Origin of the sequence: Actinoplanes sp. NPDC023936 (genome assembly GCF_040639325.1) — a bacterium.
In the GTDB taxonomy this organism is placed as follows: Bacteria; Actinomycetota; Actinomycetes; order Mycobacteriales; family Micromonosporaceae; genus Actinoplanes.
The window spans coordinates 47,739-69,209 of sequence record NZ_JBEZZR010000041.1 but is presented as its reverse complement, the minus strand read 5'-3'; the positions used below and the strand labels follow the sequence as shown (position 1 = coordinate 69,209).

General features: G+C 69.1%; 26 protein-coding genes and 2 pseudogenes. 14 read left to right on the top strand and 14 right to left on the bottom strand.

Annotated elements, in window-relative coordinates; translation table 11 throughout:
* Positions 1-12: 12 nt before the first annotated feature.
* On the top strand, positions 13-1,566 hold the full coding sequence (locus tag AB0F72_RS35325; RefSeq protein ID WP_360441029.1) for an ATP-binding cassette domain-containing protein: 1,554 nt from the start codon (positions 13-15) through the stop codon (positions 1,564-1,566).
* Here the strand turns inward: AB0F72_RS35325 and AB0F72_RS35320 are convergent.
* The 3 genes from AB0F72_RS35320 to AB0F72_RS35310 are packed head-to-tail and all read right to left on the bottom strand — an operon-like array spanning position 1,547 to position 4,375.
* Positions 1,547-2,407: an alpha/beta hydrolase gene (locus tag AB0F72_RS35320; RefSeq protein WP_360441026.1), complete on the bottom strand. Its 861-nt coding sequence runs from the start codon at positions 2,405-2,407 to the stop codon at positions 1,547-1,549. The two genes, AB0F72_RS35325 and AB0F72_RS35320, sit on opposite strands and share 20 nt — an antisense overlap.
* Positions 2,404-3,720 (bottom strand): NAD(P)/FAD-dependent oxidoreductase, encoded by a 1,317-nt coding sequence (locus AB0F72_RS35315; RefSeq protein ID WP_360441023.1) that lies wholly within the window; start codon positions 3,718-3,720, stop codon positions 2,404-2,406. The genes AB0F72_RS35320 and AB0F72_RS35315 overlap by 4 nt, the downstream gene beginning before the upstream one ends.
* A 43-nt stretch (positions 3,721-3,763) precedes the next feature.
* Positions 3,764-4,375, bottom strand: a complete 612-nt coding sequence (locus AB0F72_RS35310; RefSeq protein ID WP_360441020.1) for a VOC family protein — start codon at positions 4,373-4,375, stop codon at positions 3,764-3,766.
* A 210-nt stretch (positions 4,376-4,585) separates the two neighbouring features.
* On the opposite strand from AB0F72_RS35310, the gene AB0F72_RS35305 reads away from it, so the two are divergent.
* Both AB0F72_RS35305 and AB0F72_RS35300 read left to right on the top strand, forming a co-directional pair.
* Positions 4,586-5,305, top strand: a complete 720-nt coding sequence (locus tag AB0F72_RS35305) for an SDR family oxidoreductase (protein ID WP_360441077.1) — start codon at positions 4,586-4,588, stop codon at positions 5,303-5,305.
* Positions 5,306-5,341: 36 nt separating this feature from the next.
* Positions 5,342-6,205, top strand: coding sequence for a TIGR03620 family F420-dependent LLM class oxidoreductase (locus AB0F72_RS35300; RefSeq protein ID WP_360441017.1), 864 nt, complete (start codon positions 5,342-5,344; stop codon positions 6,203-6,205).
* A 12-nt stretch (positions 6,206-6,217) separates the two neighbouring features.
* Here AB0F72_RS35300 and AB0F72_RS35295 read toward each other — a convergent pair whose 3' ends face one another.
* The 4 genes from AB0F72_RS35295 to AB0F72_RS35280 form a co-directional block, all read right to left on the bottom strand.
* The gene (locus AB0F72_RS35295; protein ID WP_360441014.1) at positions 6,218-6,631 is read right to left on the bottom strand and encodes a pyridoxamine 5'-phosphate oxidase family protein; all 414 of its coding nucleotides are present in this window, start codon (positions 6,629-6,631) and stop codon (positions 6,218-6,220) included.
* Positions 6,632-6,704: 73 nt separating this feature from the next.
* Positions 6,705-6,896: a hypothetical protein gene (locus AB0F72_RS35290; protein ID WP_360441011.1), complete on the bottom strand. Its 192-nt coding sequence runs from the start codon at positions 6,894-6,896 to the stop codon at positions 6,705-6,707.
* A 66-nt stretch (positions 6,897-6,962) separates the two neighbouring features.
* Entirely contained in the window at positions 6,963-7,847 is an 885-nt protein-coding gene (locus AB0F72_RS35285) for a PAS domain S-box protein (RefSeq protein WP_360441008.1), read from the bottom strand.
* 269 nt (positions 7,848-8,116) lie between these two features.
* Positions 8,117-8,842: a hypothetical protein gene (locus tag AB0F72_RS35280; RefSeq protein WP_360441005.1), complete on the bottom strand. Its 726-nt coding sequence runs from the start codon at positions 8,840-8,842 to the stop codon at positions 8,117-8,119.
* 152 nt (positions 8,843-8,994) lie between these two features.
* Here AB0F72_RS35280 and AB0F72_RS35275 point away from each other — a divergent pair.
* Positions 8,995-9,123, top strand: a pseudogene (locus AB0F72_RS35275) (transposase); the annotation flags it as partial.
* 14 nt (positions 9,124-9,137) lie between these two features.
* Here the strand turns inward: AB0F72_RS35275 and AB0F72_RS35270 are convergent.
* Positions 9,138-9,521 (bottom strand): MerR family transcriptional regulator, encoded by a 384-nt coding sequence (locus AB0F72_RS35270; RefSeq protein WP_360441002.1) that lies wholly within the window; start codon positions 9,519-9,521, stop codon positions 9,138-9,140.
* Between the two features lie 58 nt (positions 9,522-9,579).
* Here AB0F72_RS35270 and AB0F72_RS35265 point away from each other — a divergent pair, with 58 nt between their 5' ends.
* The 4 genes from AB0F72_RS35265 (at position 9,580) to AB0F72_RS35250 (ending at position 11,663) form a co-directional block, all read left to right on the top strand.
* Positions 9,580-10,284, top strand: a complete 705-nt coding sequence (locus AB0F72_RS35265) for an SDR family oxidoreductase (RefSeq protein ID WP_360440999.1) — start codon at positions 9,580-9,582, stop codon at positions 10,282-10,284.
* Positions 10,285-10,626: 342 nt separating this feature from the next.
* Positions 10,627-11,115: a hypothetical protein gene (locus AB0F72_RS35260; RefSeq protein ID WP_360440996.1), complete on the top strand. Its 489-nt coding sequence runs from the start codon at positions 10,627-10,629 to the stop codon at positions 11,113-11,115.
* A 134-nt stretch (positions 11,116-11,249) separates the two neighbouring features.
* Entirely contained in the window at positions 11,250-11,477 is a 228-nt protein-coding gene (locus AB0F72_RS35255; protein ID WP_360440993.1) for a hypothetical protein, read from the top strand.
* A 63-nt stretch (positions 11,478-11,540) separates the two neighbouring features.
* Positions 11,541-11,663 (top strand): hypothetical protein, encoded by a 123-nt coding sequence (locus AB0F72_RS35250; RefSeq protein WP_360440990.1) that lies wholly within the window; start codon positions 11,541-11,543, stop codon positions 11,661-11,663.
* Positions 11,664-11,806: 143 nt separating this feature from the next.
* Here the strand turns inward: AB0F72_RS35250 and AB0F72_RS35245 are convergent, their stop codons facing one another.
* Positions 11,807-12,766: an NAD(P)H-binding protein gene (locus AB0F72_RS35245; RefSeq protein WP_360440987.1), complete on the bottom strand. Its 960-nt coding sequence runs from the start codon at positions 12,764-12,766 to the stop codon at positions 11,807-11,809.
* 484 nt (positions 12,767-13,250) lie between these two features.
* Here AB0F72_RS35245 and AB0F72_RS35240 point away from each other — a divergent pair, with 484 nt between their 5' ends.
* From AB0F72_RS35240 to AB0F72_RS35225, 4 genes and pseudogenes are all read left to right on the top strand, one after another.
* A complete protein-coding gene (locus AB0F72_RS35240; RefSeq protein WP_360440984.1) occupies positions 13,251-13,598 on the top strand; it encodes an aldo/keto reductase in 348 nt (115 codons plus the stop codon).
* A gap of 74 nt (positions 13,599-13,672) precedes the next feature.
* A complete protein-coding gene (locus AB0F72_RS35235; protein WP_360440981.1) occupies positions 13,673-14,086 on the top strand; it encodes a cupin domain-containing protein in 414 nt (137 codons plus the stop codon).
* A 17-nt stretch (positions 14,087-14,103) separates the two neighbouring features.
* Positions 14,104-14,958 (top strand): aldo/keto reductase, encoded by an 855-nt coding sequence (locus AB0F72_RS35230; RefSeq protein WP_360440978.1) that lies wholly within the window; start codon positions 14,104-14,106, stop codon positions 14,956-14,958.
* A gap of 49 nt (positions 14,959-15,007) precedes the next feature.
* Positions 15,008-15,223: pseudogene (locus AB0F72_RS35225) on the top strand (DUF2255 family protein); the annotation flags it as partial.
* A gap of 157 nt (positions 15,224-15,380) precedes the next feature.
* Here the strand turns inward: AB0F72_RS35225 and AB0F72_RS35220 are convergent.
* Complete coding sequence (locus tag AB0F72_RS35220; RefSeq protein WP_360440975.1) at positions 15,381-16,655, bottom strand: serine hydrolase domain-containing protein; 1,275 nt, start codon at positions 16,653-16,655, stop codon at positions 15,381-15,383.
* Between the two features lie 194 nt (positions 16,656-16,849).
* Positions 16,850-17,449, bottom strand: a complete 600-nt coding sequence (locus AB0F72_RS35215) for a TetR/AcrR family transcriptional regulator (RefSeq protein WP_360440972.1) — start codon at positions 17,447-17,449, stop codon at positions 16,850-16,852.
* 130 nt (positions 17,450-17,579) lie between these two features.
* Here AB0F72_RS35215 and AB0F72_RS35210 point away from each other — a divergent pair, with 130 nt between their 5' ends.
* Positions 17,580-18,845 carry an amidohydrolase family protein gene (locus AB0F72_RS35210; protein WP_360440969.1) on the top strand — a complete coding sequence of 422 codons (1,266 nt, stop codon included), beginning with the start codon at positions 17,580-17,582 and terminating at the stop codon, positions 18,843-18,845.
* 69 nt (positions 18,846-18,914) lie between these two features.
* Here the strand turns inward: AB0F72_RS35210 and AB0F72_RS35205 are convergent, their stop codons facing one another.
* Both AB0F72_RS35205 and AB0F72_RS35200 read right to left on the bottom strand, forming a co-directional pair.
* Positions 18,915-19,508 (bottom strand): TetR/AcrR family transcriptional regulator, encoded by a 594-nt coding sequence (locus tag AB0F72_RS35205; protein WP_360440966.1) that lies wholly within the window; start codon positions 19,506-19,508, stop codon positions 18,915-18,917.
* 41 nt (positions 19,509-19,549) lie between these two features.
* Positions 19,550-20,242 (bottom strand): type 1 glutamine amidotransferase domain-containing protein, encoded by a 693-nt coding sequence (locus tag AB0F72_RS35200; protein WP_360440963.1) that lies wholly within the window; start codon positions 20,240-20,242, stop codon positions 19,550-19,552.
* 209 nt (positions 20,243-20,451) lie between these two features.
* Between AB0F72_RS35200 and AB0F72_RS35195 the strand changes: the two genes are divergently transcribed.
* The gene (locus tag AB0F72_RS35195) at positions 20,452-20,790 is read left to right on the top strand and encodes a hypothetical protein (protein ID WP_360440960.1); all 339 of its coding nucleotides are present in this window, start codon (positions 20,452-20,454) and stop codon (positions 20,788-20,790) included.
* On the opposite strand, the gene AB0F72_RS35190 is transcribed toward AB0F72_RS35195, so the two are convergent.
* Positions 20,774-21,439 carry a DNA alkylation repair protein gene (locus tag AB0F72_RS35190; RefSeq protein ID WP_360440957.1) on the bottom strand — a complete coding sequence of 222 codons (666 nt, stop codon included), beginning with the start codon at positions 21,437-21,439 and terminating at the stop codon, positions 20,774-20,776. The genes AB0F72_RS35195 and AB0F72_RS35190 overlap by 17 nt on opposite strands.
* Between the last annotated feature and the right edge of the window lie 32 nt (positions 21,440-21,471).

Here is a 21,471-nt window from a genome sequence, read left to right as displayed (position 1 = left end):
TGGCGCCTCGCCGTGCCACCCGTCGCCGTCGGGCTGTGGTACCTCGTGTACCGGCTCGGCGTCGCCAGCCGCATGCTGCTGCCGAGCCCGCGTGCGGTGTGGGACGCGGGGTGGCGGTTGCACGACTCCGGCGTCCTCTGGCCGAACCTGTGGTCGACAGTCGTCGCGGCACTCGAAGCGCTCGCGTTGTCGGCGATCGCCGGCGTCCCGCTCGGGATCCTGCTCGGCATGCTCCCCCGGACCTGGGCCGTGCTCGCGCCGTACCTCAACGCGGTCAACAGCATGCCCCGCATCGCCCTCGCGCCGGTGTTCCTCGTCGTGTTCGGCATCGGCCAGAGCTCCAAGGTCGCTCTCGGATTCAGCATCGCCTTCTTCGTCTTCCTGATGAACGCGCGCATCGGCGTGCTCAGCACCGACGAGGAGCACCTCCAGGTCTTCGCCGTGCTGGGCGCGTCCCGGTCACAGCTGTTCCGCAAGCTCTACGTGCCGGTCGCCATCCCGGCCATCTCCACGGCGCTGCGGCTGGGTCTGGTCCTCGCGCTGCTCGGCGTGGTCGGCTCCGAGATCATCGCCTCGAGGGCGGGCGTGGGCCAGCTGATCACGAGCTATTCGGCCACGCTGTCGATGGCCCCGGTGTACGCGCTCCTGACCGTCCTAGCGATCTTCACCTCGATCCTCACCATGCTCATCGGCGCACTCGAAAGCGCCTTGCTGGGATGGCAGCGAGCCGATCACGCCCGGCCACGAGCCGGCATCCGCACCCGGCGAAACCGGACGGCGCAGGAGTCCGTCCCCGACGGCGCAGCGCAGACGCCGGTCGTGCGGCTCCACTCGGTCTCGGTGGAGTTCGCCTCCCGCGGGTCGCCGCACCGCGTGCTCAGCAACCTCTCGATGACCATCCCCCGGGGGCAGTTCGTCGCCATCCTGGGCGCCAGCGGAGCCGGGAAATCGACACTGCTCAACGTCGTCTCCGGACTCGTCCCGGCCACCTCGGGCCAGATCACCGTGTTCGACGAGCCGCCCCGTGCCGGACGGGCGGACGTCGGCCACATGTTCGCCCGCGACGCGCTGCTGCCCTGGCGTACCGCCCGCCGCAACGTGGAGCTGAGCCTGGAGCTGCACGGAGAAGCGGCGTACGGACGGGCCGGGGAGATGCTCGATCTCGTGCGCCTGTCCTCAGCGGCCGACAGATTTCCCGCCCAGCTCTCGCAAGGCATGCGCCAGCGGGTGGCCCTGGCGCGGACCCTGGCGTCCGACCCCGAGCTGCTGCTGATGGACGAGCCGTTCGCCGCTCTGGATGCCCTCACCCGCTCCGCCATCCGGGACATGTTCCTCGACATCTGGGACAACCAGGTACACCGCAAGACCGTCCTGTTCGTGACGCACGACCTCACCGAGGCACTTCTCCTTGCCGATCGGGTCGTCACGCTCACCCCCGGTGGGGTGCGGACCGACGTGCTGGTGCCGTACGGCCGGCCCCGTGACGAGCGGGCGCTGATGGCCCGATCCGACTACCGCGACCTGTACGAACGCCTCCGGGGCGACCTCAAGGGCGGTGCGGACTGACACGCCGGCCCGCCAGGAATCCGTCGATCAACGTGGCGGCCTCGCCGGCGCACGTGTCGAGCAGGAAGTGGCCGCCGTCGAGCACATGCACCTCGGCGTCCGGCAGCTCCGCGCGATACGACTCGGCCTCGCTCGCCTGGAAGGAGGCGTCGTGCCGGCCCCACAGGACCAGGGTTCGGGGCTGGCGCGCACGCAGCCAGCGCTGCCATTCCGGGTACGCGGCGACGTTGGTGCGGTAGTCGTGGAACAGGTCGATCTGGATGTCGGCCTGGCCGGGGCGGGACAGGAAGGCGTACTCGTCGGTCCAGAGATCGGGGTTGTAGCGGTCGGTGGCCGGGTCGGTGCCCAGGTGCCGGGAGCGGGTCGCGGCCGGCGACAGGAAATTCTCCCGCAGCGCGGCCTCGTGAGCGGCACGGTCGGCCCAGAACGCACGCCGCGTCGCCCACAACGGGCCGAGGCCGCTGTCGTGGGCGACCGCGTTCTGGATGATCAGCCCGTCGACGGCCGACGGCCGGGACATGGCCAGGCGCAGGCCGACCGGCCCGCCGTAATCCTGCAGGTAGAGGGTGTAGGAATCAAGGGACAGCGACGAGGCGAATCGGCCGATGACGTGGGCGATGGCCGCGAAAGTGGCTTCCCGCAGGGGACCGCTGTGCCCGAAACCGGGATAGTCGGGGGCGATCAGCCGCCACCGGTCCGCGAGGCGGTCCAGCAGCGGCTCGAACATCCGCGACGACGACGGGAAGCCGTGCAGCAGGAGCAGCACCGGCGCGTCCTCGGGCCCGGCCGACCGGTAGAAGACGTCCACGCCGTCGACGTTGATCGTACGATAGAAGGTCATTTATTCAGGGCCTTCAGGGCAGCCACATAGATCTCCGAGAAGGTCGGGAACGGTTGGATCGTGTCGCGCAGGACATCGAGCGGGATGCGGGCGCGGATCGCCAGGGTGGCCTGCTGCAGCCACTCCCCCGCCTCCGGACCGAGGGCGTACGCGCCGGTCAGGACCTCGCCGTCGCTGAGCAGGGTGAGGAAGCCGTTCTGCTCGGCGTAGGCACGGGTGTAGGTGGCCGTCCTGGCCACGTCGGCGATCGGGATGGTGGCGCTGATCGGCGCATCGAGCGCACCGACAGCGGCCGCCTGCGGGTCGGTGAAAACGACGCGGGGTACGGCCGTGTAGTCGGCCTCCCGGTAGGTGCCGAGGATGTTCTCGGCCACCACCCGTGCCTGGTATTTGCCGACGTGGGTGAGCATCCACTGCCCGGTGGCGTCGCCGACGACCCACACGTTCCCGGCGGCCCGCAGGCGCCGGTCGACCGGGATGCCCCCGTCGTGCGCGGTGACGCCGATCGTGTCCAGGCCGATGTCGTGCACGCGCGGCGTGCGCCCGGTGGCCACGAGCAGTTTGTCGCCGCGCAGCTCGCGGCCGTCGTCGAGGGTGAGGACGTACGCGTCGCCGTCGCGGCGGGCGGCGGTGGCGCGCGGGCCGAGGGCGAGTTCGACGCCGTCGCGGCGCAGCACCTCGGTGAGGGCCCGGCCGAGCGGGGCGGGCTCGCGCGGCAGCACGTGGTCGCCGGGTGCGGTGAGCACGACCTCGCCGCCGAGGCGGCGGACCGCCTGGGCCATCTCGACGCCGACCGGGCCGGCGCCCAGGATGACCAGCCGCCGGGGGACCTGCTTCATGCCGGTCACCTCCCGGTTGGTCCAGAGGCCGCCGAGGTCGCGCAGGCCGGGGATGGGCGGGATGACCGGGCTGGCGCCGCTGGCGATCACGATGTGTTCGGCGGTGTACCGTTCGCCGGCGACCTCGACCGTCCCGCGCCCGGCCAGCCGGCCGGTGCCGCGCAGCAGGGTGATGCCGTTGTCGGCCAGCCAGCGTTGCTGGCCGGCGTCGGAGTAGCCGGAGACCATGAAGTCGCGCCAGGCCAGGGCCCGTTCGACGTCGACCTCGGCGGTGGCCTCGGCCTCCCGGGCGGCACGCACCGCCTCGCCCGGGCGCAGCAGCGTCTTCGACGGGATGCAGGCGTAATAGGAGCATTCGCCGCCGACCAGCTCCCGTTCGACGACAGCGACGCGCAGGCCGCCGGCGGCGAGGGCTCCGGCGCAGTGCTCGCCGGGAGAGCCGCCGCCGATCACGATGACGTCGTAGTCACTCATCGAATCTCCTCAGGCCAACATGTCACCGCCTGGTACGTTTCGGTCATCTCGGCAACTCGGTCCCGGCCTGCTCCCGCACCAGGTAGTCGGCGTACCAGTCCGGCCAGTCCGGGTCCTCGGCGCCGGTGCGTGCTTCGTGCTCGCCATGCGCCGCCGCGGCCCGGCGCAGCGCCGCCGCCAGGTCGCCGGCCGACGCGTACGTGGTGGCGTCCGGGTCGACGCGCCCCGGCAGCCGCGTGGTGACCTCCTGCAGCAGCCAGCCGTTGCCGTCCGGGTCGCTGAAGGACAGGAACGACCCGTAGCTGTTGCGCTGCGGATCCGGACCGGGCACGCGGGCGTCGGCACCGGCATGGTGGAAGATGCCCCCCTCGTCGTGGAAGACCTCGCCGGGCTCGGCGCCGAGCCGCTTGAGCTCGTCGCGGGCCGCCTCGATGTCGCTCACGATCAGGTGCAGGCCCTGGGCGGTGCCGGGCTGCTGGGCGGTGACCGAGGTGCCGAAGATGACCGAGGCCGGGGATCCCGGCGGCGTCACCTGGATCACCCGGAAGCTCTCCGACGTGGCGATGTCGGCATCGAGCCGCCAGCCGAGGCCGGTGTAGAACTCCTTGGCCCGGTCCACGTCCGACACCGGGATCACAATGACTTCCAGCTTCATGTCCATCGTTGTCGCGCCTCCTGCGCTCGTGTTCCGATGCCCCGAGCGTGGCCTCCCGGGGTGCCGTGTCACACCCGGGGAAGTCCCTGGCCCGGGCACACCAGGGAGTGGCACGGGTATGCCGCGGGCCGGCAAGGATCGATGGTGGTGAAAGACACCGCAGGGATGACATGGATCCGCAGGGATGACATGGAGAGGAAGTCGCGCGTGATGAACGCTCTTTCCGGTAACACCGTCGTGGTGCTCGGCGGCACGGCCGGCATCGGGCTGGCGACCGCCCGGCAGGCGCACGCGGCCGGCGCACGTCTCATCGTCACCGGCCGTGACGAGCTCCGGCTCAAGCAGGTGCGCGACGAGCTGGACGCCACCACCGCGGTGCTCGACCTGACCGACACCGCCGCGCTGACCGGCTTCTTCGCAGCGCTGGACGCCCCGGTGGACCATGTGCTGCTCAGCGGCCCGGGCCCGGCTTACGGCCCGATCCACGAGATCGACTTCGAGGAGGCGCGCCGCGAACTGGACCTGCACCTGCTCACCCCGCTGCGGGTCGCCCTGGAATGCGCCGGCCGGGTCCGGCCGGGCGGTTCCCTCACGCTCATCTCCGGTACGGGGGCACGCCGCGCCGGCCATGGCCTGGCGCTGATCGGCATCGGCACGGCCGGGCTGGCCTCGATCACCGCGAACGCGGCCCTGGAGCTGGCCCCGCTGCGGGTCAACGCGGTCGCCGCCGGTTTCGTGGATACGCCGCTGTCGGCGCGGCTACTCGGCGACCGGCTCGACGAACGCCGTGACGAGCTGCGCCGGACACTGCCGATCGGCCGGGTGGTGCAACCGGACGACGTGGCCGCTCTGATCCTCCACCTGATGGGCAACGACGCGCTGACCGGCGCGATCTACGACATCGACGGCGGGCAGAAGCTCACTGGCTGATGCGGCCTCGCCGGTTCATGGTCGTAGTGTTCGGATATGGCACAACGACTGGTCAGCGTCTGGCAACCGTTCTTCCTCGGCAGCGAGAGTCCCGAGGCCGCCCTCGACGCCGCGCGCGAACTGGAAGAACTCGGATACTCCCGGCTGTGGTTCTCCGCCGGTTTCGGCGACGACGTCCCGCAGCGTTACCGCGAGCTTCTGGACGGCACCAAGCGCATCGGCGTCGCCCCGGGAATCGTGTCCATCTGGCACGCGGCGCCCGCCGAGGCGGCCGCGTACACCCGGGACGCCGTACGCGCCCACCCCGGCCGGTTCCTGCTCGGCCTCGGCACCAGCCACGCCGTAATCGTCGAAGGCGACGGCGCCGCGTACCGCAAGCCGTACTCGAAGATGGTGGCCTACCTGGACGCCCTCGACGCCGCCGGGCTCCCGGCCGAGCAGCGGATCCTGGCCGCGCTCGGCCCGCGCATGCTGGAACTGTCCCGGGACCGGGCCGCCGGCGCACACCCGTACTTCGTCCCCGCCGAGCACACCGCCGAGGCCCGGACGGCGCTGGGCCCGGACCGGCTGCTCTCCCCCGAGGTCGCTGTGGTCGTGGACGCGGACCCGGCGACGGCGCGCGCCACCGCCCGGCAGTACACCAGCGGATACCTCTCCCTGCCCAACTACACCAACAACCTGCGCCGCTTCGGCTGGACCGACGACGACTTCGCCGACGGCGGCAGCGACAGTCTCGTCGACGCCCTGATCCCCTGGGGCACACCGGAGCAGGTCGCGGCCGGGATCGAGAAGCACTACCAGGCCGGCGCGGACGAGGTGGCGATCCAGGTCCTCAACGGCGGCGACGCGACGTCGTTCCCCGCCACGGCGTTCCGCGACCTGGCCGCCATCCTCCTCTGAGGCCGCGGCTGCTCAGCCGGCGTACCTGTTCACCACTTCGGGGTGGATCACGATCCGGACCAGGCTGGCCGCGCTCCACTCGGCGACCAGCTTCTGGTTGGCCGGGTCGCTCATGTCGTAGTAGCGGCCGGCCAGCCGGGCAGCGAGCTCGGCGGCGCCGTCGTCATGGATCGTGACCCGCCCCTCGGTGGCCACCCAGTACTCGGATTCGCCGGTGGGCGCCGCCACGACGAGCGAGGCACGCGGCTCCTCGCGGAGACGCTTCACCTTGGGCGCCTCCGCGAACGAGAAGAGTTGCAGAGTGCCGTCGCCGGCGAGTTCGTACCAGACCGGACGCGGCGAGGGCCAGCGGCCGGGCTTCGGCGCGACGGTGAGGAAGGCGTACAGCGGACGGGCAAGCAGCGCAAGATCCTTGTCGCGATACATGCGCTCCACCCTATGCCGGGCGTCCTGCTTTCTTCATCGGGAAGGACGTCGACATCGGCGGGCCCGCTCCGCGCTAATCCGCCTCGGTGGCTGCCGGTCCCACCCGGGCATCATCCGCGGTGGCCGAGCCGGCCAGATCGGTGGGATCCGTGGTGCCGTCCGGGTCGTCCTCGACGGTCAGGCTGCCGTAGTCGGCGTGTTCCGCCGGCGGCTTCTGCTGAGACGGCTCGGCATCCCTCATTTGCTCGTGTGACCGCTCGGACATGACCGGGCCTCCTTGATAAAGCCGGTTTTGGCGGCAGGCGGACGGAATTCGATGAGCTGGCCGAAATTACCCGCCCACATCCGTCTGGTTGATGAATGCGGACAGCAAGGAACCGGCGGAGCCGCGAACCATCGACAGCGAGGCCGATACCTCTATCAGGCGGCCGTCACGGGTACGAAGACGGAGCCGCCGGCGCATACGTACCTGCGATGGCGCGAAGCGCGATTGTGACAGCAACTCGCTCATGATCTGGTCTTCGTGGCCGAGGCACAGGGTGTCTTCGATCGATCGGCCGCACACCTCCTCCGGTGCCCACCCGAAGAGCTCGTGGGCCGCGCGGTTGTACCCGACGACGACCGAGTCACTGGTGATCGCCACGAATGCTTCCTGCATGCTGTGCAGCAGGGAGGCGCTGTCGAGGGCGGACGCCGGCAACGACGTGTCGGCGGGCTCGGTCGAGACCGGGCCGATGAGCTCGGCGACGTCGCAGAGCTTGAGCAGGTTCGCCGCCGTCCATGACCTCGGTACGGTGTCCAGCACCGTGAGCGCGCCGACTGGCCTGCCCGTGGCGCCTCGCAGCGGTACCGCCAGGAATGCCCGTGCGCCGTACTCCACGGCGAGCGGGTGCTGACGTATGCGCTTGTCGTCGTCGTCGAGCATGTTCTCGCTGAGGACGGGATGGTCGCTGCTCACCGCGTATTTGCACAGCGAGTGCGACAGCGGCGCATGCCCCTCGGAAGCCAGGGCCGGCCACATGCCGTAACCGCCGGCGAAATAATAGTCGAGCTCACCCACGAACGTGAGCTGGCACATCGGTGCCAGCACGGAGTGAGCCGTGAACTTGGCGATCCTCTCGACCGACATGGGCATGCAACGCAGTGCGATCCGTGCTTTTCGCGTCTCGTTCAGCCGCTCGGGTGAATCGATGACAGCATGATTGATAGAAGTCATTTTGCCCAGCCTTGAGTTTGACGGGAACCTCTGGGCTAGAAAGTTGCCGGTGTCGCATTCGCAGCCCTGTAGTCAGAAGCACTAGGGTCAGTGTACTGCCGTCAGCGGCCGGGTTTCGGCTCCCGTGTTTTGTTCCGGCCGATATCCCGGAAAAGGTCGTGCCTTGCGATTCTGAGATGACCGCGAGCGAAGGAAACCTGAACGGGCCGCGTCGACGCCGAGGAACTTCGAGGACACGACCGGCACGCCGCGGGGCCGGATGGAGTAGATCATTTTCCGCACGGGATTGCGCCCTTCACCTTGCCGGGGGCAACTTTGAAGGAGGAGAGGACGATGATCTCCGGAGGCAGATCAGTGATCCCTTCCCGCTCCCACTCCTCCCGCCTGTCGTAGAGGTCCTCCACGACGCTCTTCGGCGCGGTGGCGAACTCGAAGATCCTTCCGAGCGTCACAGACGGGGGGTGCTTGCCAAGATCGTCGAAGTATGACCATAGCCCGCTAGCATCCGCCACGAAATCGATCGGCTGATCGAGCAGGAACCGGCCCGGCGCCGGTGGCCTTCCTTCCGTCGTGCATGTGGCCCGGTCCAGCTTGACCATGAGGAGGAGGTTGCCGCGCTCCGCAGGCGGGCCGATGACCTGGCCTTTCAAAGAGAACGGACCGGTGATCGGAACATTGCCGTCGTTGATCCGCGTCGGGCAGAAGGTCAGATTGCCAACCTTCTCCGGGTTTGCCCTGGCCACACCGGACGTGACGGTCCCCTGACACCTCGCCGCCGCCTCGGGCCCGCCGGATGGGCCGGATTCGGGCGATGTCTTGACCGGAAAGACGGCTACCGCCACTTGAGCGATGGCCGCGGCCGTGGCAAGAAGGCCGGCAACCAACGCCAAGATCGCAATCCGCTCCCGATGATGACGTGTCCGGATCCAGACAAAGATCAATACCGAACCCGACGCCAGCGTCCCGATAGCGAGGGAAATTTGGGGCAGCGTCATTCTTCGATTATCCACTCGCCCACAACCGAGGTAATCCACGCCAACGCTGCACTGGATCTTCACTTCATTGATCATTTATTCCGGGCAAGGGCGTCGCCGCACCCCGTCTAGTACGGCAGCCGCCATTCGTGATCATGGCTGAGGCTGGCGGTCCGGACGCGATGCAACGACTGCTGTACCGGGCGACTTGGGACGCCGACGCCGTCCGCGACGACGTGCGGCAGGTTGTTGTCGACCGGCTCGGCGACCCTGACGGTGTCCTGGTGGTCGACGAGACCGGGATGGCGGCTGCCCATTAGGCGGTGAAGGGCGAGCAACGCATGGGGACACTCGGCGTTCGCAGCCGGGCTCCCTCCTCGATCAGGTCACCGAGCCGGGCCTCGGCCGCACTCAGCTCATCGATCTTCGCGCGGATCCGGGCGCGCTCGGCGGCCAGCTGCGCGAGCATCTCGGGCGTGCTCATGCCGTCGTCCAGGAACGGCAGGAGACCCTTGATCGCCTTGCTGCCGAGGCCGGCGGCGAAGAGCAGCTGGATGAACCTCACCGAGTCCACCGCGTTCGCCGGATAGCGCCGATGACCGCCCGAGCTGCGATCGGGTACGAGGAGCTCCTGTTCCTCGTAGTAACGCAGGGCCCGCACGCTCACTCCGGTTCCGTGGGCCAGCTCCCCGATGCGCAAAGATCCCCCAAACGTCTGACTTGAATCTCACGTCAGCGTGACGTTTTAGCGTAGCCCCATGAAGATCAACGAGGCCACCGCGCTCGTCACCGGCGCCAACCGCGGCATCGGCCGCGCGCTGGCCAAGTCCCTGCTGGAGCGCGGAGCGAAGGTCTACGCGACCGCGCGACGTCCGGAAACCCTCGATCTGCCCGGTGCCCACCTCCTGGCCCTCGACATCACCGATCCGGAAGCCGTCGCCGACGCCTCCCGATCAGCGGGCGACGTCGACCTGCTGGTGAACAACGCCGGTGCGGGTTTCGGCGGCACCCTGCTGGGCGATCCGGACAGCCTGCGCGCGGAGATGGAGGTCAACTTCTGGGGCACTCTGTCGATGGTCCGCGGTTTTGCCCCGGTCCTGGCCGCCAACGGTGGCGGCGCCGTCGTGAACATCGCGTCCGCCGCCTCCTGGTTCCCGCTGCCCGGCGCGACCGGCTACGCGGCGAGCAAGGCCGCGCAATGGAGCATGAGCAACGGCCTCCGGCATGAACTCGCCGGGCAGGGCACCCTGGTCACGTCGGTGCATCTCGGTTTGGCCGATACAGACCTGACCAAGGGCTTGGACCTGCCGAAAGTCGACCCCGCCGTCGTGGCGCGGGCAACCCTGGACGGCGTCGAGGCCGGACGGTACGAGGTTGTCGTCGACGACATCGCGGCCCTCTTCAAGTCGTCGGCCGGCGCCGACCCCGAGGACTTCTACACGCGGCTCGCGCAGCTGATCTGACCTGGCGTGTCTGGGCCCCTAGACGTTACGTGACAGACGGCCACCCCCGGCTTCATGCGAGTCGACGGCGACAGCGATGGCCGGGGCGCACCGACCGTGGCGCGCCCCGGGAGGGGTCACTTGCGGATGCCGGCCGAGCCGGCCGGCCACGACACGACCGAACACCACCCGGCTGAGCAGCGCCGAAGTCCGCCGCCTGATCAACATCCTGATCCTGCACCCAGTCGGCAGCATCACCCACCGTTTGCACTGGTCAACCCACCAGCCGGCTGGCAGGGTGGGCTGACAGGTACAGCTCCATTCAGTTGATCTTGATCTCTTGATCATCTAGCATCCCGGCGCGTGATTGCTATCCGAGTTGCCTCCGCCGTCCTGGCCGGCGTTTCCATGATGACCCTCGCCGCATGCGGCGAGGAGACCGAGACGGCGGCAGCCACCGCCACCACCACCGCGACCGCCTCGGCCGCTGCAACCGAGGCCGCCGCTTCCGCCGCCCCTGCCAGGAACGCCGACACGGTGACCTGCGAACAGGCAGAAAGGGCGGTCAAGTCCTTCAAGAACGCGCTTCTCGGCCTGGCCCAGTCCGGTGTCACCGAAATCTCGCCCACCGATGCCAAGGCGATGCTCATCGACCTCGCCGACAACTTGACCAAGGCCTCCGAGGGCGCGAGCGACGAGGTCGCCGCGGCCCTCAAGGCGAACATCGACGCGGCCCTCAAGGCCTCCAACGACAAGGACCCGGCGACCGCCATCGACTCCCCGGAAACAGCGAAAGCCGGCAAGGACCTCAACGCCCTCTGCAAGGCAGCCGGGGTCGAGACAACCTTCTGAAGCGTGATGGCGCCCGGTTCCCCATCCCAACACCCGAGAGCGAGCACGCGAGGTATCTCCCTGGGCGACGCTTCGCGTGTACCCGTTCCCGATCAGTTGTCGCGGCGCCGATGGATCGCCGGTCAGCTTCGGGCATGAGCCGGTTGCGAGCCAGGCGCCGCCTTCCCGGCCTGCCGTCCGGGGCGCGGGCGGCGCGGGCGGCGCGGGCGGCGCGGGCGGCGCGGGTACTCGGCGATCAGGGCGGCGGCGAGCAGCAGGCCGACCGCGAGCAGGACGCTGCCGCCGGTGAGCGCGGCGCCGAACCGGTCGACGAGCGCCGTCTGCGCGGCGGCACCCGCGGGGACGGCGGTGGCGGCGACTGAGCAGCCCGAGGGCGCTGCCGAGCTGGTGGAACGTGGTGATCGAGGGCCTGCTCGTACGCGGGCATGTGCCCGGCGCACTCCAGGACGTCGTCGGCGCTACTGCGCGGTGAGGCCGGCCGCGACCCGTACGACCTGCTCGCCAGCTGGGCCGCCACCGATCGGCACCAGGTCCGCGACCGCAGCTGACCCACCCGGATTACCGCCGTGCCACCGAGGTGCGCCCCGGGCGCGGCGCGACTCAGCCGGGCGGGAACGCGGCGAACGCCTCCGGGCGCCGGCGAGGCCACCGTCGTGGGTGCGCTACAACCCCATGACGCATGGCGCTCCGTTTAGAGAAACAGGTCGGCGTTCTCAGCGGCCCATTCGTCGTAGGTACGTGGCGAGCGGCCGATGATGTCGCGGACGGAGGGCCGTTGCGCGACAGTCCATTCGGTGAGTTCAGTCAGGCGCGCACCGTACTCCTGGAGGGCGTACAGCGTCACCTCGATTGCGCCTTCCGGCCAGCCGTTACGTTCCCACGTCGCCCGGCTCTCCGCAGCCGTCACGTTGATGGCGTGAATGTCGCGACCGATGGCGCGAGCGATGCTGCGTACTCGTGACTGGGTTGACAATGGCAATCCCACCGCCTCGATGATGGTGCCGGTGTAGTGGTCGGTGCGCATCGCCGCTGCAGCAATAGCGGCGAGATCGTCTTCATGGATGAACGGGTAGTGTCCGGTGTCGAGGAAGGCTTCCCGGATGGTTCCCTCCGTTCGGATGGACTGCGGCCAGTCTGAGCCCGTCGCGGGGTACGTGCCGCTCCTGACGGCGCCCATCACGGCGGATGGCCGGATATGAGTCCACTCAATCCCGCAACGCTCTACAGCGCGTTCGATGGCGAGCCAGTGCCAGGTCTCCGGCGGGTTGTACTGCTCGTACTCGGGCCCGTGGGACGACAGCAGCACGATCCGCCGGACACCGGCGTCATGTGCCAACCTCAATGACGCTTCGACGGTGGAGGGATGCGCGCCGGCGAGGAACATCGCATCAACGCCAGCCAAGATCTCGGCTGACGGCAACGGCTGACTGATGGAGCCGGTTACCACCTCTACCTCGGCCGGCCAGCCACTGCACTCCTCGGGCTCCGCTAGCACCCTTACGGGGTCCCCGGCGGCAAGCAATTGCCGTGCCAAGCGTCGTCCGAGAAGCCCCGTAGGGCTGCAGCCCTCATCCTTGCTCGGCGCGACAACCGTGAGGAGCTTGACGTTCTCAGCGATTGGCTGAGTTCGGGACGAGTGAGATCGGTCCATGGCAAGACCCTCCAAGAGTTGGCGGGGATCTTGCGCGTGATCGGTAGTCGGCCGGGTGACTTCCCCGCACCACTTAGATCAACGTTGCGGATCCAACTCCGGCCACCATACCGACCCCTGTCGATGGGTGCCAAACGGAGAATGGGCATCTCCCGACCACCTGAGAAACGGCGTCGCGAAGCAGGCAGCCCTCGATAGAGCTCCGTTTGGCGCCGGTCAGATGCGCGCGGGCCTGGGGGGTTCTGCTGGTACCTGTTTCAGCAGGCCCTCCCACGTCACGATCAGATGGTATTGACTCGACATTTGTGGCACACCGCCCACGTACGAATGCGCTCGTTCGAAAGGACACGACGTGGAATTACGTCGGCATCGAGAACGAGATCCTGACGCTGACCCAGCGCTACGGGATGGGCGTGCTGTCGTACAGCCCGCTGGTCGGCGGCTGTCCGGCCGCTACCGCAGGGACGCCGACAGCACCGGCCCGATGTCGATGGCCCGCCAGTGGCTGGCCGATCGCTTCGACATGGCGCTGCCGGAGAACCAGCGCAAGCTCGACGCCGCGGACGCGCTGGGCAGGCTCGCCGACGAGGCCGGCATCAGCCTGATCGAGATGGCGATCGCCTTCGTGCTGCGCCATCCCGGCGTCACTTCGGCGATCATCGGCCCGCGCACCATGGAGCACCTCGACTCCCAGCTGGCCGCGGCCGACGTCGAGCTCACCGCCGACGTGCTGGACCGCATCGCTCAGATCGTGGCGCCCGGCGTCACGCTCAACCCGGCCGACAACGGCTGGGTCAGCCCGTCGCTGCAGCCCGCGGCCCGCCGTCGCTGAACCGCCGGCCGTCATCGAACCGCCGGCCGTCATTGAACCGCCGGCCGTCACTGAACACCCGTCTGGAGATCACCATGGAACTCGTCAAACGAAGCAGCACCAGCAAGGCCCCGGCCGACTGGTTCACCGGCGACGTCTGGTGGGACGTCATCCACGCCGGCCAGGAACCGTCGCGGATGCGCGTCAACCTCGTCCGCTTCTCTCCCGGCGCCCGCACCAACTGGCACTCCCACGTCCTCGGCCAGGCCCTGCACGTGGTGTCCGGCACCGCCCTGATCGGCACCCGCGACGGCACCATCATCGAAACCCACCCCGGCGAGACCGTCACCTGCCCGCCGGGTGAGGACCACTGGCACGGCGCCGCCCCCGACACGTTCATGGAACACCTGGCCATGTGGGAAGGCCCCGGCGACGGCACCCCGGAAACCGCGTGGCAGGAGCCGGTCACCGACGAGCAGTACCACGGCCCGCGCACCAACACCCACTGACCGGAAAGGACACTGCGATGGCAACCCCGCAGGTCACCCTGAACAACGGCGTCCAGATGCCGATCATCGGTTTCGGCGTCTACCAGATCCCCGCCGAGCAGACCGAACAGGCCGTCACCGACGCCCTCGCGGCCGGCTACCGGCTGCTCGACACCGCCGCCGCCTACCAGAACGAGGAAGAGGTCGGCCGCGCGATCGCCAAGAGCGGCATCGCCCGCGAGGAACTGTTCGTCACGACGAAGCTGTGGCTCCAGGACACCGGCGAACAGGCCACCACCAAGGCCTTCGACGCGTCGCTGCACCGCCTCGGGCTCGACTACCTCGACCTGTATCTCATTCACCAGCCCATCGGCGACGTCTACGGCTCGTGGCGGGCCATGCAGAACCTGCTCGCCGCCGGCCGCGTCCGGGCGATCGGCGTGTCCAACTTCCATCCCGACCGCCTGGTCGACCTCATCGACCACAACGAGATCGCCCCGGCGGTCAACCAGATCGAGACCCACCCGTTCTACCAGCGCGGCGACTACCAGGCCCTGATGCGCGACAACGGCGTGCAGATCCAGTCCTGGGGGCCGTTCGCCGAGGGCCGCAACAACCTGTTCAGCCATCCGGTCCTGTCCGAGATCGGCGCCGGCTACGGCAAGTCGGTGGCCCAGGTGGTGCTGCGGTGGCTCATCCAGCGCGGCGTCGTGGTCATCCCCAAGTCGGTACGGGCCGACCGGATGACGGAGAACCTCGACGTCTTCGACTTCGCGCTCACCGACGAGCAGATGACGCGGATCGCCGCCATGGACACCGGATCCTCCCTGTTCTTCGACCACCGCGACCCCGCGATGGTTCGTCGACTCGGCAGCTTCCGCATCCACGACTGACCCGGGTACCACGACAAGGAGTGCACGACCATGTCCGACCAATGGACGCACGGCGTCCTGGTTCCGCGGCGCGGCCGCGACCGGCACCGGACAGGTCGTCTCGGACGGCAACGCCACCGGCGTGACTTTCATCGAAGCAGCCGAGGCTGACCTGCCCTCAGCCGACGCCGCATACCGGCGCAAGTACGGCCACTACGCCGGCATTGTGGACCACCTCGTCCAAGACGGTCCTCGAGCAGCCACCCTGGAGCTTCGGCCGGTCTGACAGCCGCGACAGCAACGCAGCGTTGTTGATGGAGTCTCCCGGCATCGGCAACCACCGCCACCTATCGTCGCTTTTCCCGTAATTCGCGGCTCGTCCGTGCGGATGCGCGCGGCCCGCGCCGGTCCGTGCCGGCGCGGGCGGGACAGCGGTCAGCCTGTCACTTCGTGACGCTGGAGGCGGGTGTCGTACCCCGGAGGTTGTCGAGCACCTCGGCGGGCGCCGGCTTGCCGAGCATCTGGCAGATGGTCACGGTGTCGGCGCCGAAGAGGATGGCCTGGTAGTAGCGCTGCACGCCCGGGTTCTCGGTCAGGTCGGCGGGTTCTCCGGTGGTGTCGGTGACCGCCGTACGCCTGCCGTCCTCGGTCGCGACGGCGGTGCTGTGGTGGCCCATCGTGTCGCCGCCGTGGCCCCAGACCGTGCCGCAGGGTGAGTCGGTCCGGATCAGGCCCAGGCCGTAGCCGCCCTGCATCGGGAACTCCGCCGGGAACGGAACAGTGGTCTTCATCTGCTTCAGCTGCTTCGGGGAGAACAACTTGGCCTGCAGGACCGCGGAGAAGAACCGGGAAAGGTCATCGGCGGTACTGATCATCGCTCCGGCGGCGCCGGCCCAGCCACCGAGCGGCCAGCTGGAGGTGTCGGTGTACCGCGGCGTGCCGCTGGCGTACGTGATCGCGTAGCCGCGGGCGTAGCCGGGCCCGGTGTTCGTCGCCCGGGGGTCGGCGAAGTACGTGCGTTTGAGGCCGAGCGGGCCGGTGATGCGCTCCTTCACCAGAGCGGGCATGCTCTTGCCGGTCTGCTTGTGCAGGATCATCCCGAGCAGCGTGTAGTTGGTGTTCGAGTACTGCCAGCCCTTGCCCGGCGGGAAGTACGGCTCGTGCCCGAACGCGATGGCGAGCAGCTCCGCGTCGGTGTGGACGTGCTGCGGGTCCTTCTCCATGTCGACGAAGAAGTCCGGGTCGCCGGTGTAACTGAACAGGCCGCTGGAGTGGTTGAGCAGCATCCGTACCGTGATGTTGCTGCCGTTGGGGACGACGCCCGGCAGGTACCTCTCGACCGGCGCGTCCAGCGCGAGCTTGCCCCGATCGACCTGCTGCAGGATGAGCACGGCGGTGAACGTCTTGGTGTTGCTGCCGGCCTCGAACTGGTCCCGGACGGTGATGGGCCGGCCGGTGTTGCGGTCGGCGACACCCGCGGCCAGGGTGTGGACGCGGCGCCCGTTGTCGATGCGGGCGAGGTACCCGGGCGGCCCGGCGTCCAGGACGTGCCGGGCGACCTCACGCTGCAGGGCGCCGTTCACGGTGGACCCGCCCGGGCCGGCCTGCTGCGCCCGATCGGCGACGGCTGCCGCTCCGGTGCCGGTCAGCGCGACAGCCGTCGCGAGCACGAGCGCTGTCCCTCGTACGATGGCGCGGTTTCTTGCCTCGTTGGTCATGATTCGATCCTGCCGAGGATCCTCGCCGAGGTCATTCCCGGCAGCTGGCCAGTTGAGGGTTCGGTGTACCCGACCATGGTGGTACAGCCTGCACTACCGCACGTACCTTGAGCTGCGCGAAGCCCTCTGCGCACGCCGAGCCCGGCCGGGCTGGCTGTAGCCGGACGAAGCCGCGCACAGCGTGCCCGTGCTGTTCAGCGGGATGCCGGCTGGTCTCCGGTGACGCCGGCCCACCCCGTCTCCAGCAGCCGGAAGACGGCATCGAGCGACGCGCGGGGGTCGGCGTCCAGGCTGATCAGGTCGGGGATCTCCAGGACGTAGCGGGCCAGCGCCCGGACCTCGGGTGCGCCGGGCTCACGCCCGGACTCGGCCGCGATCGTCTCGGCGAGCGACGCCTCGCCGCGTAGCCACAGTTTGCGCTGGTAACCGGCCAGTGCCGGGGTGCTGACCACCAGATCGCGCTTGCGTTGCACGTCGGCGGGCATGTCGATGGCGAAAGTGCCGCGGCCGGCCAGGAACGTGTGCAGCGCTCGCAGGATCGACACACCCGCGGGCCGGCCGCGCACGGCCGCGACCATGGCCTCGCGCCGCTCGGTGCCGTCGTCGAAGATCAGCGCTTCCTTGCCGTCCGGGACGTGCTTGAAGAGCGTGGCCAGCGAGACGTCGGCCGCCTCGGCGATCTGCGCGACGGTCACCTTGTCGTAGCCGTTCTCCAGGAACAACTCCAGGGCGGCGTCGGCCAGCGCCTGGCGCGTCTGCACTTTCCTGCGCTCACGGCGCCCGATCGTGGTCATCCCCGCATGCTACCCGAATCACAGCGACTCTGAAGTCAGAGTCATTTCATTTCGAGAGTCACTATGCATATGCTGTGTCCATGGACGGCGCCGCTCCCGCGGCGTCGAAGCCGCAAGGAAAGGCGATGACATGACCACAGCGATCGTCGACGTGCGCATCTTCGACGGGCACCAGGTGCTCGACGCGAACACCGTCCTCATCGACGGCACGACCATCACGAGCGTGGGTGGTCGGCCGCCCGCAGGCGCGCAGATCGTCGACGCCGCCGGCGCGACACTGCTGCCCGGCTTGTTCGACGCCCACGTGCACACCAGCACGCAGAGCCTCGCCCTCGCGCTGCGCTTCGGCGTCACCACGCACCTGGAGATGCAAGGCACCAACACCAGGAACAACCGCACACACATCGAGTACGACGACACCCTCGCCGACGTACGCTCGTCCGGATTCGGGATCACCCCGCCCGGCGGGCACCCCTCCGAGCTGTTCCCCCCGGACTTCCGCCCCGGCCCGCCGCCCGGAGCCCGCCCGGCCGCCGGTCCCCCGCAGACCCCGCCGGTGATGCCGTTCTCCACCACCCCGCAGGAAGCCGTCGCCTTCATCCCACAACTGATCGACACCGGCTCCGACTACATCAAGTTCATGGTCGACGACGGCAGCGTCGAAGGGCACCCCGGCCTGCCCATGCTCGACCAGGCCACCCTCAACGCCGGCGTCGCCGAGGCCAACCGTCGCGGCATGCTCACCGTCGCCCACACCCTGACCGTCGACGCGACACGGATGGCGATCGACGCCGGCATCGGCGGCCTGGTCCACCTGTTCATGGACCGGCCGCACACCCCCGAGATCATCGAGCGGATCGCCGCGTCCGGCGCGTTCGTCGTGCCGTGCGTGGTTCTCAACGCGTCGATGATGGGCATCACCGGCGCTGAACTGGCCGATGACCCCCGCGTCGCGTCACGCCTGGACGAGGCCTGGACGGAAACGTTGCGGTCCAGCTTCAACCACTACCCGCAGGGCAACATCCAGGACGTGCTCGCCTCGGTCAAAGCCCTGCACGACGCGGGCGTGGACATCCTGGCCGGCACCGACACCTCCGTGCCGTTCCCCTTCCTCGGCGGGCTCGCCCACGGCGCCAGCGTCCACCACGAACTGCAGTACCTCGTCCGGGCCGGCCTGACCCCGGTCCAGGCGCTGCGCGCGGCCACCAGCACTCCGGCACGCCGGTTCGGCCTCACCGACCGCGGCCGGATCGCCGAAGGACTACGAGCCGACCTGCTCCTGGTCGACGGCGACCCCACCACGACCATCAGCGACACCCTCAACACCCGAGCTGTCTGGCGGCGCGGCACCCCCCTCGCCGACGCCGCGATCCCCCACCACACGATCACGTCGTGAGACCACGCCGGTGAGCCGGCGCAGCCTCCGCGGATGGAGCCCCGCGCGGTCGGACGCGGGGCCCTGGTGTCAGATGCCGAGCAGCTGGCGTGTCACCGCTGCCGCGTTGTCCAAGGGAACCAGGCTCCGGTGCACCTTGGCCATGACGCTGGCCCCCAGCCAGAGCTGATAGAGAGCCTCAGCGGTCGCCCGGGCGTCTCCGGTGAAGGGCGAGGACCCGTCGCCGGCGGCGCCGGTGATCGCGCGTTCCAGGCGTTCGACGATCTGCGTGGTTCCGGCCTTCAGGGCCAGGCGCATGGGCTCGGACATGTCCGCGACCTCGGCGCTGAGCTTGACTGCCAGGCATTTGCCCTCGCACTCAGCGAAGCTCTGCGAGTCCCGCCACGACGCGAAATAGGCCATGATCCTGGAGGCCCAGTCCTGATCGGCCGCGGTCAGGATCTCGTCCATCTCTGCCAGGTACTGCTCGAAGTAGCGCGCGATCACCGCCTCGCCGAAGGCGTCCTTCGAACTGAAGTAGTGATAGAAGGAGCCCTTGGGCACGCCGACGCTGGACAACACCTCGTTGATGCCGACCGCGGCATAACCCTTGTGCGCGAAGGACCGCTCAGCAGCAAGGAGCAGGTCCGTACGCGTGTCGCGGTTGAGGTTCTTGGTCGTCATGCCGGGAGCTTACGCACCGATTAGACCGGTCGGCTAGCGGCTCAGGCGGTGGCGAGCTCGTCGAGCACCGCCAGCAGCACGTCGGCAGCCTCGGCCGACGAGGCGGGGTTCTGACCGGTGATGAGCAGCCCGTCGCGTACCACGTAGGAGGCCCAGTCGGCGCCCTTGGAGTAGACGCCGCCGTTGGCCTTGAGCTCGTCCTCGACCAGGAACGGCACGACCTCGGTCAGGCCGACGCCTTCCTCCTCGGTGTTGGCGAAACCGGTCACCGGGCGTCCCTGCACCAGCGGGGAGCCGTCCTCGTTGGTGACGTGCCGGAGCACGCCCGGCGCGTGGCAGACCAGCGCGACCGGCTTGCCCGAGCGCAACGTGGTCTCGATGATGGCACGCGAGTCGCCGTCCTCGGCCAGATCCCACAGCGGCCCATGTCCGCCCGGGTAGAACACCGCGTCATAGTCGGCAGGGTCGACCGTGCTCAGCACGACGGTCGAGTCCAGGGCGGCCGACGCCTCCGCATCCGCCTCGAACCGGCGGGTGTCGTCGGTCTGGGAGCCGGGCTCGTTGCTCTTCGGGTCCAGCGGCGGGCGCCCGCCCTTCGGCGACGCCAGGGTGATGGCGGCGCCGGCCTGCTTGAGCCGGTAATACGGCGCCGCGAGCTCCTCCAGCCAGAAACCGGTCTTACGGCCCGTGGTGCCCAGCTCGTCGTGCGAAGTCAGAACGACCAGAACGTTCATGTCAGGGCCTTTCGTCCGTGCGGCCCGTGTCGGCCACAACCAGAACACTAGACGACTGGTCTACTAGCGGCAAGCGGAGGTCTCTTCCCGTCCACGCGGACCGGCGTGTCAACCGGCCCGGTGCACGTTCATGGACAACGCCCTGGCCGGCGAGCGCCAGGGCAACGTCCAGCTCGAGCTGCTTGGCCGGGGACAGGGTGCCCATCTTCTTGATCAGCGACTCCTCGCTGACGGCCGTGCCCCAGGTGCAGAAAATCTTCCCGTCCCTGGGCAGCGCCACTCGGATCACGCCGCTCCCCGCCAAGCCCTTCCTCGGCTCCGAAGAACACCTCGATGCCGATGACCGCGTTCGGCCCGGCCTCCCCGACGACCCGGCGTCACTCATCGACGTCGACCGCCTGCTCACCAGACATCAGGACGAATCCGAGCTTCTGCGCCGGGGTGGCCGGCTCGACGATCTGCATGGCAAGGCACGAATGGAGTGCCGCAGTCACTACGCGCTCGTCCGGCACGCCACCCGGTGGCGGGCGGTCAGGGCGCGGGCTTGAGGTGAGTGCGGGCCACCCGAAGGGTCGGGCGGGTCATCCGGTCACCGTGCTCGGCTAGGAAGGAGGTCAGCCGATCCGGGTCCACCTTGCCCGCGTCGCGCAGGGCGGTGCCGACCGACTTCAGGATCAACGGCTCGGGGTCGGAGAGCAGGCGCGCGGAGATGGCCAGCGCGTCGTCCACCTCGTTGTTGTGGATCAGGAACAAGGTCGCGGTGATGGCGGTCCTGCGGCGCCAGCGGTCCGGGGACGCAGCCAGCTCGTAGAGCGGGTTCCGGGGCTTGTCGAGCAGGTACCAGCCGACCACCCGTGGGGCGGCCCGGTCGACCAGGTCCCAGTTGTCGATCCGGTCGTGGTTGTCGATGTAGGTGTCGTAGAGAGCGCGCCGGTCGGCGTCCGGGCGGCGCGCCTTGAAGTCGAGGATGCTCACGGCACCCACGCGAGCCTCGTAGTACTGGTTCTCCAGCAGGCGCACCACCTCGGACAGGGGTGCCTGGGTGAACGCGCGCGCGGCGTCGAAGGTGATCTTCATCCGGATACCCATCACCTGGGTGTCGGGTCCGGTGTGCAGATATCGCTGGATCTTGGCGCGTTCGGTTTCGCTGCTGTGCGGGCGGAGGGTATCGAGAAAGGCATCAGCCGTCAGGGACACCCCGGCAGGCTAATGGAATGCCGCATGTGGCG

What these genes read in the sequence shown, in the direction of transcription:
- AB0F72_RS35320 (WP_360441026.1), bottom strand. Translation starts at nt 2,407, where the DNA reads ATGACCTTCTATCGTACGATCAACGTCGACGGCGTGGACGTCTTCTAC.
- AB0F72_RS35315 (WP_360441023.1), bottom strand. Translation starts at nt 3,720, where the DNA reads ATGAGTGACTACGACGTCATCGTGATCGGCGGCGGCTCTCCCGGCGAG.
- AB0F72_RS35310 (WP_360441020.1), bottom strand. Translation starts at nt 4,375, where the DNA reads ATGAAGCTGGAAGTCATTGTGATCCCGGTGTCGGACGTGGACCGGGCC.
- AB0F72_RS35305 (WP_360441077.1), top strand. Translation starts at nt 4,586, where the DNA reads ATGAACGCTCTTTCCGGTAACACCGTCGTGGTGCTCGGCGGCACGGCC.
- AB0F72_RS35300 (WP_360441017.1), top strand. Translation starts at nt 5,342, where the DNA reads ATGGCACAACGACTGGTCAGCGTCTGGCAACCGTTCTTCCTCGGCAGC.
- AB0F72_RS35295 (WP_360441014.1), bottom strand. Translation starts at nt 6,631, where the DNA reads ATGTATCGCGACAAGGATCTTGCGCTGCTTGCCCGTCCGCTGTACGCC.
- AB0F72_RS35290 (WP_360441011.1), bottom strand. Translation starts at nt 6,896, where the DNA reads ATGTCCGAGCGGTCACACGAGCAAATGAGGGATGCCGAGCCGTCTCAG.
- AB0F72_RS35285 (WP_360441008.1), bottom strand. Translation starts at nt 7,847, where the DNA reads ATGACTTCTATCAATCATGCTGTCATCGATTCACCCGAGCGGCTGAAC.
- AB0F72_RS35280 (WP_360441005.1), bottom strand. Translation starts at nt 8,842, where the DNA reads ATGACGCTGCCCCAAATTTCCCTCGCTATCGGGACGCTGGCGTCGGGT.
- AB0F72_RS35265 (WP_360440999.1), top strand. Translation starts at nt 9,580, where the DNA reads ATGAAGATCAACGAGGCCACCGCGCTCGTCACCGGCGCCAACCGCGGC.
- AB0F72_RS35255 (WP_360440993.1), top strand. Translation starts at nt 11,250, where the DNA reads ATGAGCCGGTTGCGAGCCAGGCGCCGCCTTCCCGGCCTGCCGTCCGGG.
- AB0F72_RS35250 (WP_360440990.1), top strand. Translation starts at nt 11,541, where the DNA reads ATGTGCCCGGCGCACTCCAGGACGTCGTCGGCGCTACTGCGCGGTGAG.
- AB0F72_RS35245 (WP_360440987.1), bottom strand. Translation starts at nt 12,766, where the DNA reads ATGGACCGATCTCACTCGTCCCGAACTCAGCCAATCGCTGAGAACGTC.
- AB0F72_RS35240 (WP_360440984.1), top strand. Translation starts at nt 13,251, where the DNA reads ATGTCGATGGCCCGCCAGTGGCTGGCCGATCGCTTCGACATGGCGCTG.
- AB0F72_RS35235 (WP_360440981.1), top strand. Translation starts at nt 13,673, where the DNA reads ATGGAACTCGTCAAACGAAGCAGCACCAGCAAGGCCCCGGCCGACTGG.
- AB0F72_RS35230 (WP_360440978.1), top strand. Translation starts at nt 14,104, where the DNA reads ATGGCAACCCCGCAGGTCACCCTGAACAACGGCGTCCAGATGCCGATC.
- AB0F72_RS35220 (WP_360440975.1), bottom strand. Translation starts at nt 16,655, where the DNA reads ATGACCAACGAGGCAAGAAACCGCGCCATCGTACGAGGGACAGCGCTC.
- AB0F72_RS35215 (WP_360440972.1), bottom strand. Translation starts at nt 17,449, where the DNA reads ATGACCACGATCGGGCGCCGTGAGCGCAGGAAAGTGCAGACGCGCCAG.
- AB0F72_RS35210 (WP_360440969.1), top strand. Translation starts at nt 17,580, where the DNA reads ATGACCACAGCGATCGTCGACGTGCGCATCTTCGACGGGCACCAGGTG.
- AB0F72_RS35205 (WP_360440966.1), bottom strand. Translation starts at nt 19,508, where the DNA reads ATGACGACCAAGAACCTCAACCGCGACACGCGTACGGACCTGCTCCTT.
- AB0F72_RS35200 (WP_360440963.1), bottom strand. Translation starts at nt 20,242, where the DNA reads ATGAACGTTCTGGTCGTTCTGACTTCGCACGACGAGCTGGGCACCACG.